General features: G+C 66.9%; 11 protein-coding genes. 6 read left to right on the forward strand and 5 right to left on the reverse strand.

The window, feature by feature from the left end:
• Positions 1–89 precede the first annotated feature (89 nt).
• Positions 90–1010 carry a LysR family transcriptional regulator gene (locus N7573_RS16070; protein ID WP_154352291.1) on the reverse strand — a complete coding sequence of 307 codons (921 nt, stop codon included), beginning with the start codon at positions 1008–1010 and terminating at the stop codon, positions 90–92.
• 140 nt (positions 1011–1150) lie between these two features.
• On the opposite strand from N7573_RS16070, the gene N7573_RS16075 reads away from it, so the two are divergent.
• On the forward strand, positions 1151–1852 hold the full coding sequence (locus N7573_RS16075; RefSeq protein ID WP_279913815.1) for a pirin family protein: 702 nt from the start codon (positions 1151–1153) through the stop codon (positions 1850–1852).
• Positions 1853–1967: 115 nt separating this feature from the next.
• On the opposite strand, the gene N7573_RS16080 is transcribed toward N7573_RS16075, so the two are convergent.
• Both N7573_RS16080 and N7573_RS16085 read right to left on the reverse strand, forming a co-directional pair.
• Positions 1968–4172 carry a TonB-dependent siderophore receptor gene (locus tag N7573_RS16080; RefSeq protein WP_279913814.1) on the reverse strand — a complete coding sequence of 735 codons (2205 nt, stop codon included), beginning with the start codon at positions 4170–4172 and terminating at the stop codon, positions 1968–1970.
• A 147-nt stretch (positions 4173–4319) separates the two neighbouring features.
• A complete protein-coding gene (locus N7573_RS16085) occupies positions 4320–5015 on the reverse strand; it encodes an alpha/beta hydrolase (RefSeq protein WP_279913812.1) in 696 nt (231 codons plus the stop codon).
• Positions 5016–5199: 184 nt separating this feature from the next.
• On the opposite strand from N7573_RS16085, the gene N7573_RS16090 reads away from it, so the two are divergent.
• Positions 5200–6339 carry an MFS transporter gene (locus tag N7573_RS16090; RefSeq protein WP_049461323.1) on the forward strand — a complete coding sequence of 380 codons (1140 nt, stop codon included), beginning with the start codon at positions 5200–5202 and terminating at the stop codon, positions 6337–6339.
• Between the two features lie 82 nt (positions 6340–6421).
• Here N7573_RS16090 and N7573_RS16095 read toward each other — a convergent pair whose 3' ends face one another.
• Positions 6422–7540: an alpha/beta fold hydrolase gene (locus N7573_RS16095; protein ID WP_049400454.1), complete on the reverse strand. Its 1119-nt coding sequence runs from the start codon at positions 7538–7540 to the stop codon at positions 6422–6424.
• A gap of 183 nt (positions 7541–7723) precedes the next feature.
• Here N7573_RS16095 and N7573_RS16100 point away from each other — a divergent pair, with 183 nt between their 5' ends.
• A complete protein-coding gene (locus tag N7573_RS16100) occupies positions 7724–9070 on the forward strand; it encodes a cytochrome c (protein WP_279912530.1) in 1347 nt (448 codons plus the stop codon).
• Positions 9067–9993 carry a c-type cytochrome gene (locus N7573_RS16105; protein ID WP_201118728.1) on the forward strand — a complete coding sequence of 309 codons (927 nt, stop codon included), beginning with the start codon at positions 9067–9069 and terminating at the stop codon, positions 9991–9993. The genes N7573_RS16100 and N7573_RS16105 overlap by 4 nt, the downstream gene beginning before the upstream one ends.
• 12 nt (positions 9994–10005) lie before the next feature.
• On the opposite strand, the gene N7573_RS16110 is transcribed toward N7573_RS16105, so the two are convergent.
• A complete protein-coding gene (locus tag N7573_RS16110) occupies positions 10006–11535 on the reverse strand; it encodes an OmpA family protein (protein ID WP_279912528.1) in 1530 nt (509 codons plus the stop codon).
• A 150-nt stretch (positions 11536–11685) separates the two neighbouring features.
• Between N7573_RS16110 and N7573_RS16115 the strand changes: the two genes are divergently transcribed.
• Together N7573_RS16115 and N7573_RS16120 are read left to right on the forward strand one after the other, a co-directional pair.
• Positions 11686–14064, forward strand: coding sequence for a TonB-dependent receptor (locus N7573_RS16115; RefSeq protein ID WP_279912527.1), 2379 nt, complete (start codon positions 11686–11688; stop codon positions 14062–14064).
• A gap of 8 nt (positions 14065–14072) precedes the next feature.
• The gene (locus N7573_RS16120) at positions 14073–16181 is read left to right on the forward strand and encodes a phospholipase C, phosphocholine-specific (protein WP_279912526.1); all 2109 of its coding nucleotides are present in this window, start codon (positions 14073–14075) and stop codon (positions 16179–16181) included.
• Positions 16182–16251: the final 70 nt, after the last annotated feature.

Genomic DNA, 16251 nt, shown 5'->3' on the forward strand with positions numbered 1-16251 from the left:
ACCCACCCCGCCTCCCCACAGGAAACCAGCTTCTGCAGTTGCTGTTGCTCCAGCTCGTAGCGGGTGCAGGGCGCAGCCCTGCCAAACCCCTACCCTTTGGCCATTGCCTGCCACCACTGTGACAGCAGCTCCGGCCTGCGCAGGCGCTCGCGCCACCAGCGCAGAGCGGCGCCATCCTCACCGGTGCGCCAGGCCAGCCAGAAGGTTTCCTCCGGCTTGTGCTCCTCCACCTCGCGGATCACCAGCTGGCCACGCGCCACCGCCGCGCGCGCGCACGGCTCGGGCAGGAAACCGAAGCCCACGCCTTCGCACTGCAGCTTCAGCTTGCTGGCCATGTCCGGCACCGTCAGCATCTCCTGCCCCATCAACAGACCGACCGTGCGCGGCAGCAGCCGCCGCGCCGAATCGGAGACCGCGATCGCGCAGTGCTCGACCAGCTGCTCGCGTCCGAGCACGCCCGGCACTGCAGCCAACGGATGACCGGGGGCGACCGCGAACACGAACTCCACCGTACCCAGCGGCTCGACCACGTAACCGCCACCACTGGGCCCCTCGCCCGGCGCGCCGACCAGCAGGTCGGCACGGCGATCCAGCAAGGCCTCCCAGGTGCCTGACAGTGCCTCACCGATCAGCCGCAGCCGGGTCGGCGCCTCAGCCTCACGGAAGGCGGCGATGTCCGGGCCCAGCAACCAGGTCGGGAACACCGAGTCCACCGCCAGGGTCAGTTCGGTCTCCCAGCCCGATGCCACCCGGCGCACCCGCAGTTCCAGCTCCCGGGCTGCGCGCAGCAGGTGGCGGCCTTCGTCCAGCAGCGCGCGGCCAGCCTCAGTCGGCTCGGCGCGCGGGCCGACCCGGTCGAACAGCTGTACGCCCAGGTCCTCCTCCAGCTTGGCCACGGTGTAGGAGATGGTCGAAGGCACTTTGTGCAGAGCCTTGCCGGCGCCGGCGAACGAGCCGCGGCGGTCGATGGCGTCCAGGATCTGCAGGGCATCGAGACTGAGTTTGAGCATTCGAATTTTTCGATGATGGCTGTCAAAACTATCCGTTTTTCAAACCCCGGGCGCAAGCGGATACTTCTCTCCAACGGGGAAACACAGCGGCTACAAGCCCACCCCGCCCCATCGAAACCATCGAACAAGGAGATTCCATCATGCTGCAGATCCGCAAGAGCGCTACCCGTGGCCTGGCCGAGCATGGCTGGCTGTCCTCGCGCCATACCTTCTCCTTCGCCAACTACTACGACCCCCGCTACGTCAGCTTCGGCCCGCTGCCGGTGATCAACGAAGACAAGGTGATCGGCGGCCAGGGCTTCGGCACCCACAGCCACAGCAACATGGAGATCGTTTCCTATGTGCTGGGCGGCGCGCTGGAGCACAAGGACTCGATGGGCACCGGCTCGGTGCTGCGTTACGGCGACGTGCAGCGCATGAGCGCCGGCAGCGGTGTCAGCCACAGCGAGTTCAATCACTCCGCCGACGAGACCGTGCACTTCCTGCAGATCTGGATCTTCCCGGACGCAGAGAACATCACCCCGTCCTACGAGGAGACCCACTTCGCACCGGAAACCAAGCGCGGCCAGCTGCGCCTGATCGCCTCGCCGGACGGTGCCGATGGTTCGCTGCGCATCCACCAGGATGCCCGCATCTTCGCCACCATCCTCGATGGCGGCCAGAAGCTGCACCACGCCCTCGGCAACGGCCGTGGCGCCTATGTGCAGGTGGCCCGAGGCCAGCTGCAGGTCAATGGCATCACCCTGGAAGCCGGTGATGCACTGCAGGTCAGCGACGAAGCGCAGCTGACCCTGGAGAACGGCAACGACGCCGAAGTGCTGGTGTTCGACCTGCCGCTGTAACGACAACGCCCGCGATGCCGAAAAGCATCGCGGGCGTATTTGTAGAGCCGAGCCATGCTCGGCTGCGGTTTGACAGCCAGCCGAGCGCGGGCTCGGCTCTACAGCACCACCGGCGTCAGAACTTGTACGTCATCGCCAACCGCACATTGCGCGGCTCACCCCAGGTGTAGGTGCTGTACCAGCTGAAGATCGTGTAGTAACGCTTGTCCAGCAGGTTGTTGACGTTGAGCGTGGCCGACAGGCGATCGTTGAATTCATAGCGCGCCATTGCATCGAGCAGCCAGTAGGGTTGGGTGCGATGCACCACCTTGGCCTGCGTGGCCGGGTTGGTGATCTCACCGAAAGTGGAATCCTGCCAGCGCGCGCCACCGCCCAGCGTCAGCCCCTTCCAGTCGCCGCGCAGGCGGTAGCTGGTGTGCAGGCTGAACTGGTTTTCCGGCTCCAGTGTGGTCACCTTGGCACCTGCCTGGCGGGCGATCTTGTGCGAGAACCCACCCTGCACCTGCCAGCCCTCGGCCAGCTGGCCCGACATTTCCAGCTCGTAGCCCTTGGTACGCACGCCCATCAGGGCGCGATAGGCATCCTGCCCGTCCGGTGTCTTGCCACCAGTGGGCTGGGCGAAGTTGTCCTGGTCGAGCTGGAACAGCGCCGCACTGGCGTTGAAGCGCCCATCGAGGAACTCGGCCTTCAGGCCCATCTCGTAGCTGCGGCCTTCCAGCGGATCCAGTGCCTTGCCCTGCTCGTCGCGTTCGCTGTGCGGTTTGAAGATGGTGCTGTAGCTGGCGTACACCGAATAGTGCTCACCGAGGTCGTAGACCACACCGGCATACGGCACGAACACGCCGGTCTCGCGCGTGTCCGGCGAGCGGTAGCTGGCCAGGCGACTGCCCACGATCACCTTCAGTGGATCGGCCACGTCGAAACGGCCGACAACATACAGGCCGTTCTCACGCGTCACTTCGTTGTTGCTGTAGCTGCGCTGCCACTCCGGCTCGGGAATGTCGCCATTCCAGGTTCTGTAGTCCGGCACAGTATCCGGGAACCCCGCCTGCGGGCCGTAGCCGGTATTGGTCCAGCGCTTGCGCGAGGCGCTGCCACCGACCACCAGCTCATGCTCCCGCCCGAACAGGCCGAAATGACCGCTCACATAGAAGTCGGCAGCATTGCTGACGGTCTTGCCAACGTACTTGCCGAGCCACAGGCTGACGCCCTCGCCGGTCAACGGATCGGGATTGCCGGCGGCGGCGCCGGCCAGTGCGGCGTCATAGCCGTTGACCTGGTGGTTGAGCTGCAGCTTGGCCACCCAATCGTTGGCGAAGGTATGCTCGAGCGTGGCAAAGCCGGTGCGCACATACTGGCGCCAGCCACTCCAGCGGGTGCCGTTGTTGAACGAACGCGGCATGTCATTGAAGTTGCCGGCACTGTCCAGCAGCGGGATGCCACCCCAGGTCGAGCCCTTCGGGTCGCTGTCCATCGCATCGCCACCCACGGTCAGCAGGGTGCGCTCGCCCAGATCGGCTTCCAGCACCGCGTAGCCCACCTTGCTGGTGCGCTGGTAGAAGTCGAGATTGGAATGCTTGTCCTGCCAGGCGCCCACCGCACGACCGCGCACGCGTCCATCGGCGGTCAACGGGCCGCCAACATCGATCTCGGCACGATAGTCATCCCAGCGGCCGACACCCAGCGTCGCACTGCCGGCGAACTCCTTGCCCGGCTTCTTGCGCATCAGGTTGATGGTCGCGCCCGGATCGCCCATGCCGGTGAGCAGGCCGGTCGCGCCCTTGAGCACTTCGATGCGGTCATAGATCGCGGTATCGCTGAGCGTGTTGCCCGCTGAATAGGCCGAGTCACGCGACATCGGGATACCGTCGTACTGGAAGTTCTGCACGGCGAAGCCGCGCGCGTAGTACTCGGTGCGCTCGCTGTCGTAGGTCACGATGCTGATGCCGGGGGTCACCCGCATCACGTCATCGATGCCGTTCAGGCCAAAGTCGTCCATCTGAGCGCGGGTAATGACGCTGATGGTCTGTGGGGTCTGCCGCGGGGTCAGCACCAGGCGGGTGGCGGTGGCGATGGTGCCGGGCGTGTACGCGCCGCTGCCCTCGGTGATGGTGCCGAGCAGGTTGGCGGTGACCTGCACGGTCTGCAGGGTCTGCGACGCCGGGGCCTCGGCGGCCTTGTCCGGCTCGGCGGCGGACTGCGCGGCTGCGATGCCGCTGCTGGCCAGTGCGGTGATCAGCAGGCCCTGGGCAAGCGCCTGCGGCAACGCACGGCGACGCGGCAATTGGGACGGAATACGGGCATCAGGCACAGACAGCACGGCGGGACCTCCACGATCGGGTGGGATCCTCTGGCGGCGGCTGGAGGGAAGACGGGGACGCGGCCGGATGGCCGCAGGCGCAGGAGTGTACTCCCCTGCGCCCCGGCTGTCGTGCGGTGTGCTGTGGTGCGGCGCGCTGCCGCAGGCTCAGCCGCCGATGGCGGCGCAGGCCTCCAGGATCAGTGCGGTCACGTCCTTCGGCTGCGAGGCCAGCGAGGCATGGCTGGCATCCAGCTCCAGCAGTCGCTTGGGCTGCATGCGCGTGGCCATTGCCCTCTGGTTCTCCGGCGCGATCATCCGATCATGGCGGGACAGCTGGTACCAGCTCGGCCTGTGCTTCCACGCCGGGTCGCTCACCGCATCACCGAAAGTGCTGGCCAGCGGCGCCTTCTGGGTCACCGCCATCACCCGGCCCTCCTCTTCGCTCAGATCCTGGCAGAAGCTCTCATGGAACTTGTCCGCACGCAGCCACAGGTAGCCATCGCTGTCCGGCGCAAGGTTCGGCGCCGCCTCCGGCAGGTGCTGCTGGGTGATGCCACCGGGGCTCTCGCCGGCATCAGGCGCGAAAGCGGCGATGTAGACCAGGCCCTTCACGTTGTCCTCGTTGCCGGCCTGGCTGATCACCGCGCCGCCATAGGAGTGGCCGACCAGCAGCACCGGCCCGTCGATCTGCCGGATCATTTTCCGGGTGCGGCCGGCATCGTCGGCCAGCGAGGTGAGTGGCAGTTCCACCGCCTGCACGCGGTCATGGCCGTTGCGATGCAGCTCCAGGATCACTTTGGCCCAGTGTGCGGCCCCGCCCCAGAAACCATGGACGAGGAGGATGGTGGGTGTCGTGCTCATGTACGGATCTCCGGCAGCGGCCGGCGGAATGCCGACCGTGTCGCCACTGTCCGTCTTTGGCGTTAATCAGCGGTGACGCATTCGGGTCACTGCAATCGTATGCGTCGCTGGATGTCATGCATGGCACTTGCCGATCCCGCTTGAAAACGTTTTCATGGATGATCCTTGGAGCTTCGCACCGCGCATGACGCCCTCATCCCCACGTGCCCAGCAGCACGCCACCCGTGCCGCCTTCTTCATCCCTGGATTCGCCACCGCCGCCTGGGCGCCGATGGTGCCCTACGCCAAGGCCAAGGCCGGGCTGTCCGACGCCAGCCTCGGCGCCGTGCTGCTGTGCCTCGGGCTCGGCTCACTGCTGGCGATGCCACTGGCAGGTGCGCTGACCGGGCGGCTGGGATGCCGCCGGGTGATGGTGATCACCTGCGCGATGATGCTGTGCGCCCTGCCCTTGCTGGTGCTGGCGCCCTCTCCGGTAGCGCTGGGCGCGGCCCTGTTCGTGTTCGGCGCCGGCGTCGGTGCACTGGATTGTGCGATGAACATGCAGGCGGTCGCGGTCGAGCGCGACGCCGGGCGCGCGATGATGTCCGGATTCCATGCCTTCTACAGCATCGGCGGCTTCGTCGGCGCCGGCTGCATGACCGGCATGCTGATCCTGGGTACGCCACTGTGGCTGGCCGCGCTGGTGTCCGTGGCCGCTCTGCTGCTGGTGGCAGTGCTGTCGGCACCGCACTGGCGCCCACAACGGATCCTGCATGAAGGCCCCCTGCTGGCACTGCCGCATGGCGTGGTGCTGTTCATCGGCGTGCTGGCCTTCGTGGTGTTCCTCGCCGAGGGCTCGATGCTGGACTGGAGCGCGGTGTTCCTCGCCGAAGTGCGGCAGGTGCCACGTGACCAGGCCGGTGCCGGCTTCGCACTGTTCACCCTGGCGATGACCGCGATGCGCCTGTTCGGCGACGGCATCGTCGAGCGCCTCGGCCGGACCCGCACCCTGGTCTTCGGCGGCATCACCGCTGCTGCGGGTTTCACCCTGGCGACGCTGGTGCCATCGTTCCCGGTGGCGCTGGCCGGCTACGTACTGGTCGGGCTGGGCTGCGCCAACATCGTGCCGGCGCTGTTCTCGATGGCGGGCCAACAGCGGGTGATGCCGGAGAGCATCGCCATCACCGCGGTCACCACGCTGGGCTACGCCGGCATCCTCGCCGGACCGGCAGCGATCGGCGCACTCGCACACGCTACCAGCCTCGGCTTCGCCTTCCTCTGCGTGGCCGCGCTGCTGCTGGGCGTCGCGGCGTCTGCGCGCTCGCTGGCAAGACGGGTGGCCTGACAGAAAAAAGGGGACGGAGGGGATTAAGTCGTTTCTGGCCCAGCTGTGCGGGAAACGACTTAATCCCCTCCGTCCCCTTTTCTCAGCTGCGTGTCAGCCACTCGGCCTGGGCCGGCAGCTGGGGCGCCGGGCACGCGCTCTGCGGATGGTGCTCGTCGCGTGCCATCCAGTCATCGACCACTCCGGCCAGCAGGTCCAGCCGCAGCGGCAGGGTGATGTGGTCCTCGCCGCGCATCTCGATGTAGTGCGCGCGCGGATTGGCCTGCGCCAGTTCGCGGCCCTGGCTGACCGGAATGTGCTGGTCGCCCTGGCCGTGCAGCAGCAGCACGCAGGCGCGGGTATCGGCCAGCGCGCGCGCCACGTCCACGCGGTCCAGATCGACGTCGATGCGGCGGCTGGCGGCGGCGATCACCTGGTTGATGTCCTGGCCGCCGTAGCGCCAGCGCGCGTACGACGCCACCGCCTGCGCCTTCAGGCCTTCCGGCTGCAGTCCCATCAGGTGCGGAATCATCGTGCGGATCGCCACACCGGCATTGGCGAACGATTCCATCGCCACCACGCCTTCCACCTGGTCGCCCAGCTTGTCGGCGGTGAACACCGCTGTGGCGGCGCCATAGGACACGCCGAACAGGTACAGCGGGCCGGTTACTTCACCACGTGCACGCAGCTCGCCGATTACATCCACCACATCGTCGGATTCATAGGTGCCGTATCCGGACGGACCTGCACCGGACTGTCCATGGTTGCGCAGGTCCAGCGTGATCACGCGATAGCCGGATTCGGCCAGCTGCAGCGACCACGGCAGCATCGAATCGCCGTTCATCATCCAACCGTGCAGCAGCACCACGGTGCCGCGCGGGGCCTGCGCGCGGAACGGCTGCGGTACTGCCAGGCTCAGGCCGGTATCCAGCGGCAGGCCGTTCTCGTGGCGCTGCGGCAGGTAGTGGTAACGCGCGCCGTAATCGCCGGGATCGAACACACGCCAGAAGATCGGCACGCCATCGCGGCCCGGCGCGAAGCCATGGCGGTTGGGCAGTTCGGCGATGGCCGCGGCAATGCGCGGGCGATCGAGCAGGGTCGATACGCCACCCGGCGCGATCAGCCGATCGGCGAGCGAGGTGGACGAGGCATTGATCGAGGACGAGCATGCAGCCAGCCACAGGCCGGCGCACGCCAGCAACAACAGCAGCAGGCGCTTCATGGGCAATCGGGGAAAAGGTGCGACAGCGTGGCAGGTTAGCGACGCGGGCGTGGGCCATCTATCGCGCGCGGATGACGGCTTGATGACAACGCAGGAACGATTCAGCTTGGTGTACAAGCTGTATCCGTTCAGTCATTGATCCGGATCAATGAACGCGCGCGCGGGATTGCCCACAGTGCCGCCATGCGCACCTCGCTCAAGCTCGCCATTGCCCTGGCCGCCACGTTTGCCGCCGCCTACGGCATCGCCCGCACCACGCCCTACTGGTTCGCACCGCGACAGACGGCGCAGGTCGACATCCACGATCCGACGCTGATCGCGCAGGGACAGTACCTGTCGCGCGCCGCCGACTGCGCCGCCTGCCACACTGCGCCGGGCGGCAAGCCGTTCGCCGGTGGCCTCGGCATGCAGACGCCGATGGGCACGATCTACTCGACCAACATCACGCCCGATCCGGACACCGGCATTGGCGCCTACGACTACGCCGACTTCGAGCGCGCGGTCCGTCGCGGCATCCGTCACGATGGGCAGCCGTTGTATCCGGCAATGCCGTATGCCTCATACGTGATCGCCAGCGATGCCGAGATCAAGGCGCTGTACGCCTACTTCATGGGCTCGGTGCAGCCGGTGAAGCAGGGCAACGCCGACAGCACGATCCCGTGGCCGGCCAACATGCGCTGGCCACTGGCCTGGTGGCAGCTGCTGTTCGCACGCCCGCGTACGTTCAACCCGGATCCGTCGCTGGATGCCAGCCAGCAGCGCGGCGCCGAACTGGTGGAAGGCCTGGCCCACTGCGGCGCCTGCCACACGCCACGCGGCCTGGCGTTCCAGGAAAAGGCGATGGCCGATGATGGCAGCCGCCAGTTCCTGTCCGGCTCGGTGCTGGAAGGCTGGTATGCGAAGAACCTGCGCAATGAATCAACCGGTCTGGCCAGCTGGAACGAGGGCGAGATCGTCGACTTCCTGCGCACCGGACGCACCGATCGCTCCGCGGCCTTCGGCGGCATGGCCGACGTGGTCGAGCACAGCACCCAGTACCTGTCCGACGCCGACCTGCTGGCGATGGCCCGCTACCTGAAACAGCTGCCGGCACGCGAGGGCCGCAACGCACAGTGGTCCCCGGGTACCGACACCACCACCGCCGCACTACGCAGTGGCGACTATCGCGTGGCCGGCTCGCTGGCCTATGCCGAGCATTGCCAGGCCTGCCATCGCGCCGACGGCCGCGGCATGCCACGGGTCTACCCGGCGCTGGCCGGCAACTCGATCGTGTTCGCCGATGATCCCAGCTCGCTGGTACAGGTAACCCTGATCGGCGGCCGCACGCCGCATACCCCGCACGACCGCATGGCCTTCACCATGCCCGGTTTCGAGCAGCTGCCGAATGCACAGCTGGCACAGATCCTGACCTTCATCCGCAGCAGCTGGGGCAACCAGGCCAGCGCGGTAAGCGAGGTCGACGTGGCGCGCATGCGCCGGGTGGTGCGTGACAAGCCGGTGCACTACGTTCCGCAGGAGGCCGCACGATGAAACGTTCGCGCAAACGCTCCCGCCTGCTGATCGGCAGCGTGGTCACCCTCGTGCTGCTGGCCGGCGCCGGCACCCTCGCCTATCGCCATCTGTACCCGGACCTGGATGCCGCCGTAGCCAGCACGATCGATATCCTCGATGCGCAGGGCAAGGTGGTCGGCCACTACCATGCACCCAGCGCCGAGGAGATCGCCGGGCTCGGCAATGCCGAATCGGTGATGCTTGGTCGCCGCCTCCTCAACGAGACCGCACGGCTGCTGCCGGACAACGTCGGCAACGATCTGAACTGCAATTCGTGCCACATGGCCGAGGGCAAGCGACCGTTCGGCAACCACTATTTCAACACCGGCGGCGGCGCCTATCCGCGTTACATGCCGCGCCCGGGCAAGGTGATCGGGCTGACCGAGCGCATCAATGGCTGCCTGCAGCGCTCAATGAACGGCAAGCCGCTACCGAAGGACTCACCGCAGATGCGCGCCATGCTCGATTACATGGCGTGGCTGAGCAGTCCAGTGCCAGACGGTGCAAAGGTGGCCGCCCCCAGCGAGGGCCCCATCGACAGCACGCTGACCCCGGACCCGATCCGTGGCCAGGCGCTGTACGCCGTGCAGTGTGCCGCCTGCCATGGCGACAACGGCGAAGGCCGGCGCGACGCCAGCGGTGATATCGCCTTCCCGCCGCTGTGGGGCGACCACAGCTTCAACATCGGCGCCGGCATGGCGCGCCTGTACAAGGCGGCCGGTTTCGTCAAGCACAACATGCCGCCGGCGGTGACCCGCGAGCCGCCACTGGGGCAGCAGGTGATGCCCGACCAGGATGCGGTGGACATCGCCAGCTACTTCATCAACCAACCGCGGCCGGACTTCGCCAACAAGGCCAAGGACTGGCCGCGCGACCCGAAACCCAAGGACGCGCGGTACTGAGGAGGGCGTGGTTCAGCGCTTGACCAGCTCGACCCGGCGATTGCGCGCTTTGCCTTGCTCGCTGCCATTGTCGGCTACCGGCCTGTCGGCACCGAAGCCGGCCGCCTGCAGGCGGTCGGCGGCGATGCCCTTGGCGGTCAACGCCGCCACCACCGACCGCGCACGATCCTCGGACAAGCTGCGGTTGTGCGCGGCCGCGCCACTGTTGTCGGTGTGGCCTTCAATCGACAGTTTCAGCGACGGGTCGGCACGCAGCAGGTCCAGCACCTGCGCCAGTTGCGGTTCGGACGTCGGCAGGATCTGCGCCTTGTCGGTGGCGAAGTTGACCTGGATCGCCACGCGGCCGTCGCTGTCCAGCTTCTTCTTCAACGCATCGGCCGGCAGCAGCGCCGCGGTCTGGGTGAAACCCTTGCGCTCGACCACGACCCAGCCCGCGCTGAGGTATTCGAGGCGAGCATGCACCCACACCTGGCGGCCATCAGCCAGATCGACGCGATAGACCACGGTGTCGTAGTTGTCCCAGCTGTAGCTGGCCGCGTTGCCGTAGGACGACTGCACCTGCTTCGACACGCCCTCGGCCGCCTCGTGCGGGATGCGCCCCTCGAACACCTTGGTGCCGTTGACCTGGGCCATCATCACTTCAAGGTTGCGGCGTACTTCATGCATCGAGTACTCGCGCTCGCCCTTGTCGAAATCGGCAGCGAAGGTGCGGCCCTCGACCGGTTCGAAGTGATCTCCGGTCCAGAACGGGAAGGCATCGAAATCACGCTGCTCGGGCGTGTTGCGCTCACGATAGCCGGCCGGCAGGGACAGGTGCGGGAAACTGTCCGACCACTGCGCGGTGGCCTTGAACGGAACGTCATCCACGACCACCAGACCGGCGCCGTTGCTGTCCACCGCCAGCTGCACCCACACGGTGCGGTTGGCCTGGCGCAGCACGTAGACGGTGGTGGGTGCGTCCTGTTCACCGTTCACCGCATCGATGAAGCCACCACCGATCTCGCCTTCCAGTTGCGGGCCGTAATAGATGTCGCGCAGCAGCGTGCCTTCAAAGACCTTGCGGCCGCCAGCGGCGGTGATCACACCGTCGAAGTTGCGCTGCACTTCCAGCGCAGAGAACGCCTTGTCGGGGGCCGCCTCACTGTCGGTCACGATGCGTGCCGACCAGCTCGGGCCTTCCACCCAATGCACACCCTCGCCCATGCGGAACGGGAAACGCGCCCAGGCGCGCGGGTGCGGCGCGTTCTGCGGTGCATAGCCCTGCGGCAGGCTGAAGAACGGCAATTCGCCCAGCGGGGCGTCGCTCAGCGGCACGCTGGCTGGGTCGAAGGGCACCAGCGGCACAGCCTTGCCCTCACGGTCGGTGAGTGCGGCGCCATCGGCGGCGGCTGTTGAACCGGCTGGGTCGGCGGCCGGTGTTGCGGCCTCGTCCGCCGTAGCTGGCGCAGGCGGTGCCACTCCTCCATCCGAGGGCGTCCGGTTGCATCCTGCCAGCAGCACCACGGCTGCACCACTCAACCAGATCTTCGATCGCTTCTGCATCGCCACCACCTCAGGTCCATTGAAGCGCCGAGCATACCCGAAGGCCGTGACCGCCCCCACAGTGCCATCGTTCCTGCGCTGCCACGTCATGCCGATGTCATTGCCGCTGCCGACACTCCGGGGTTTCCTCCCTCTGAAGGTCCGGTTTCGATGCGAACGATTGCGCGTTTTCCCCGTGTCTCGCTGCTGGCCCTGCTGATCGCCCCCGCCCTGGACGCCCTCGCAGAAGCACCGCAGGGCGAGACGGGCGAAGCGCGCAGCAGCGATGCACGCACGCTCGACCAGGTCCAGGTGATCGGCCAAGCCACCAGCTACGCCAAGACCTCGGTACGCGCGGAGACGCTGAACCGGCAGACCGTGATGAGCAGCGTCAACGACGCGCTCAACGAAGTGCCCGGCGTGGTGGTCAGCGAGGCCGATGCCACAGGCTCGTCGGTGTGGGGCACGCAGATCAGCATGCGCGGCTTCGTGACCAACCGTGATACCCAGCAGATCGGCACCACCATCGACGGTCTGCCCAATGGCGGCTCGGGATACGGCGGCGGTTCACTGGCCAACCGCTACATCGATACCCTGGACCTGGAAACAGTGGAAGTCAGCCAGGGCACCGCCGATATCTCCTCGCGCTCGAACGAAGCCCTCGGCGGCACCCTGAACTTCCTCACCAGCGATCCGCTGCAGGACAGCCGCCTGCGCTTCGTGGTCGGTGCCGGTGACAACGAGGCGCGCAAGTATTACGTGCGCTACGACACCGGCCTGCTCGGCGGCCATACCCGCGCCTGGGTCAGCGCTTCTTCCGCACGTGTGCACGACTGGATCGATGGCAGCGGCAAGACCAGCAACGACCACATTGCCGGCAAGTTCATCACCGAGCTGGACCGTTGGACGCTGACCGGCTACCTGTCCTACAACGATGCCGACGAGCCGGAATACACCAGCGTCTCGCCGAAGGGCTTCGCCACCAATCCGGACCGCGACAACCTGGTCGGCACCCTCACCGGCATTCCCTACCTGGACCAGAACTACCGTTCCGGCTCGCGTGCGCTGCGCGAGAACACCTTCGGCTACCTGCGCGCGGCCTTCGACGGCGGCAACGGCTTCAAGGCCTCGGTGGCGGCCTACGGGCACCGCATGGAAGGTCGTGGCGACTGGCTGCCCCCCTACCTGGCGCAGGTCAGCGATGATGGTGCCGGTCGCCCGGAGTCGGAGTACATCGGTGGAAAGACCGTGTACGGCGGCAGTAACCGCGGCCAGATCTTCTTCGTCAATCCCGATGGCAGTGCCGCGCAGCGCCTTGCCAGCTGCAGCCCGCGGCTGGGCTTCACTGCCGAGTACGATCCGAACTGCTATGCCGGCAACGTACTGGGCGCGCAGTCGTATCGCCACACCCACTACGACAACGACCGCATGGGCGTGACCGCCGACGTCGAATGGCGGCAGACCTTCGGTGCGGTCGACAACACGATCCGCGGCGGCCTGTGGATGGAGAAGCTGGACCGTTCTGCCCGCCGCGACTGGCACCGCCTGCTCAACGTCGGCCAGGACATTGCCTTCGACCACCAGCCTTACTGGGTGCAGTTCGAGGACAAGTACAAGGTTGACGAGCAGATGTACTACGTCGAGGACGTGGCCCGCTTCGGGCCGTTCAGCGCACGCCTGGGCGTGAAGCAGTTCTTCGTCGACCAGTCGCGCCGCCGCGTGATCGGTGCCAGCGAGCACGTCAAATCCGATTCCAAGTCCGATCCGCTGCTGTCCACCGGCTTCACCTGGGCACCCGGTGTGGAAGGCATGGAGCTTTTCGCTGGCTTCTCGCAGAACTTCGCCGCCATCCCCTCCGGCGTACTCGGCGAGACCGACCCGCAACGCTTCCGCAACGTGGAACCGGAAACCGCCGACAACATCGAAGTGGGCATGCGTATCAGCCGCTGGCCGCTGACCGCTTCGGTCACCCTGTACAACATCAAGTTCGACAACCGCATCGTCTATCTGCCGGCCGGTTTCGTCAGCGGCATCGACTACCTGGGCGAGACCGACGGTGTCTACGAGAACTTCGGTGGCGTGGAAAGCAACGGCCTGGAGGCGGCGTTCGGCTATGGCTGGGACAACGGCTGGCGTCTCAACGCCGCCTATACCTACAACCGCTCCAAGTACCTGGGCAGTGGCGATGCCGCACGTGATACCCAGCTGGGCATCGTCGACGGTGCCAAGGTGATCGGCCAGCCCGAACAGACCCTGGTGCTGTCGGCCGACTGGCAGGGCGAAAACTGGAACTTCGGCCTGTCCGGTCGCTACCTCGGCACGCGCTACCTCGATGCCACCAACGTCAACAAGCTGCCCTCGGCCACCGTGTTCAACGCCAATATCGGCTTCGACCTGCAGGGCCTGTCGCCGCGTCTGAAGGGCATGGGTGCCAACCTGGTGGTGAGCAACCTCACCGACAAGCGGTATCTTGCAGGGGTGGACGGCCGCGACAACGCCTTCATCGGCGCCCCGCGCACTGTCGGCATCTCCTTCCGTGTGGACCTGTGAGTGAGCCCGTGACTGATATCGGCCGACGCCGGTTGTTGCAGGCCGGCGTTGCCGCCGGCCTTTCTCCGCTGCTTCCCAGCATCGCCCGGGCCGCAGCGATCGCCCCCGCCGCGCAGACGCGCAGCATCGAAGACCTGCAGCACATTGTGGTGTTCATGCAGGAGAACCGCTCGTTCGACCACTACTTCGGTACGCTGCCGGGCGTACGGGGGTTCGGCGATCGCTTCGTGGCTCCCGCGCCGGCACTGCAGACCGGCGGCCGCACGCGCAGCCTGTGGCTGCAACCCGATGCCAGCGGCACCCGCGCGATCGCACCGTTCCCGCTGGATACCGCTGCGCACTTCGGCTACATGCGCGTGGAAGGCACGCCGCACACCTGGCCGGATGCGCAGCGCGCATGGGACCATGGACGCATGGGGCAATGGCCGAAGGCCAAGCAGAACCATTCGATGGGCTATTTCCAGCGCAGCGACCTGCCCTTCCAGTTTGCCCTGGCCGATGCCTTCACGATCTGCGACGCCTACCACTGCGCGATGCAGGCCGGAACCAACCCGAACCGGGTGTTCCTGTGGACCGGTCACAATGATGCACACGCGCGTGCTGGCGGCCCGGTGATCGCCAACTCGCACGACAACTTCCCCGAGCACGGCGGGCATCCGGCGTCGTATCGCTGGACCAGCTATGTCGAACGCCTACAGAAGGCGGGCGTCTCCTGGCAGATCTACCAGGACATGGCCGACAACTTCACCGACAACCCGCTGGCCGGTTTCGAGGCGTTCCGCCAGGCCTACCGCGCTGCGCCGGGGCATGACCCGCAGCTGCGCGCACGTGGCGTCAGCACCCGTGGCCTGGCGCAGCTGCGCCAGGACGTGGTCGGTGGGCGTCTGCCGCAGGTCAGCTTCATCATCGCCGACGCGGCCGGCAGCGAGCATCCCGGCCCTTCCAGCCCGGCCCAGGGCGCGGCGTACACCGCGCGCGTGCTGGATGCACTGACCGCCGATCCGGAGGTCTGGAGCCGCACCGCCCTGCTGCTGATGTTCGACGAGAACGACGGCTTCTTCGACCACATGCCGCCACCGGCACCGCCTTCACCGATAAACGGTGGCTGGGCGGGTATGTCTTCGGTCAGTACCGAAGGCGAGTACCACCGCCATCCGGCACCGGGCGACGAGAAGTACGACGCCGCAGAACTGCGCGGTCGCCCGTATGGACTGGGGCCGCGCGTGCCGCTGTACGTGATCTCGCCCTGGAGCCGCGGTGGCTGGGTCGATTCGCAGGTGTACGACCACACCTCGGTCATACGGCTGATCGAACGCCGCTTCGGCGTGGCCGCACCGGATATCTCACCCTGGCGCCGTGCGGTCTGCGGAGACCTGAGCAACGCCTTCGACTTCGCCCAGCGCGATACCCGTCCGTTCGTACGCGGCCTGCCCGACGTGAGCGCGGCGGCCGCACGTGCCGCCGCCCTGCCAGGACGCACCGTGCCAGCGTTGCCGGAGGGGCTGGAACCGGCGCAACAGGAACGTGGCGTACGTCCGGCGCGTGCCCTGCCCTACCGGCCGCAGGCATCGATTGCCGCGATCAACACATCGGGCGTGGAACTGATGTTGTCCTGCGGAGGTGCGGCAGCGGTCCTGCATGTGTACGACCGACTGCGGCTGGGTGCGGTGCCACGCCGCTATACGCTGGTACCGGGCTCGCCGCTGCGCGAACGCTGGGCGCTGGATGCACAGGGGCGTTACGACCTGTGGCTGCTTGGCCCGAACGGCTTCCACCGTCACTTCCAGGGTGCTGCCAAAGGGCCCATCGTGCAGGCGTCGGTCGAGCGCGCCGACGGCCAGCTGCGGCTGCACCTGCGCAATCTGGGTGAAAGTGCACAGCAAGTGCGCGTGCATGCCGGTGCCTATGCCGGGCACATGCCCGAGCAGACGCTGGCACTGCCCGCGCATGCAGAGACTTCGTTGGCGTGGGATGCAACGCCTACCGCCGGCTGGTATGACCTGCAGGTCAGCGCAGGTGAGAGTGTGCTGCGTCTGGCGGGCCGTGCCGAGGATGGGCGTCCTGGCACCAGTGACCCGGCGATGGGCAGCGAACCACTGCGCTTCGAGCACGATTGAGCCGATCCACCCTTGTAGAGTCGAGCCATGCTCGACTGCTTTTCGATCGCTGTTCGATCATTGCCTGGAA

The sequence above is a fragment of the Stenotrophomonas sp. GD04054 genome (assembly GCF_029836955.1).
Lineage (GTDB): Bacteria > Pseudomonadota > Gammaproteobacteria > Xanthomonadales > Xanthomonadaceae > Stenotrophomonas > Stenotrophomonas maltophilia_A.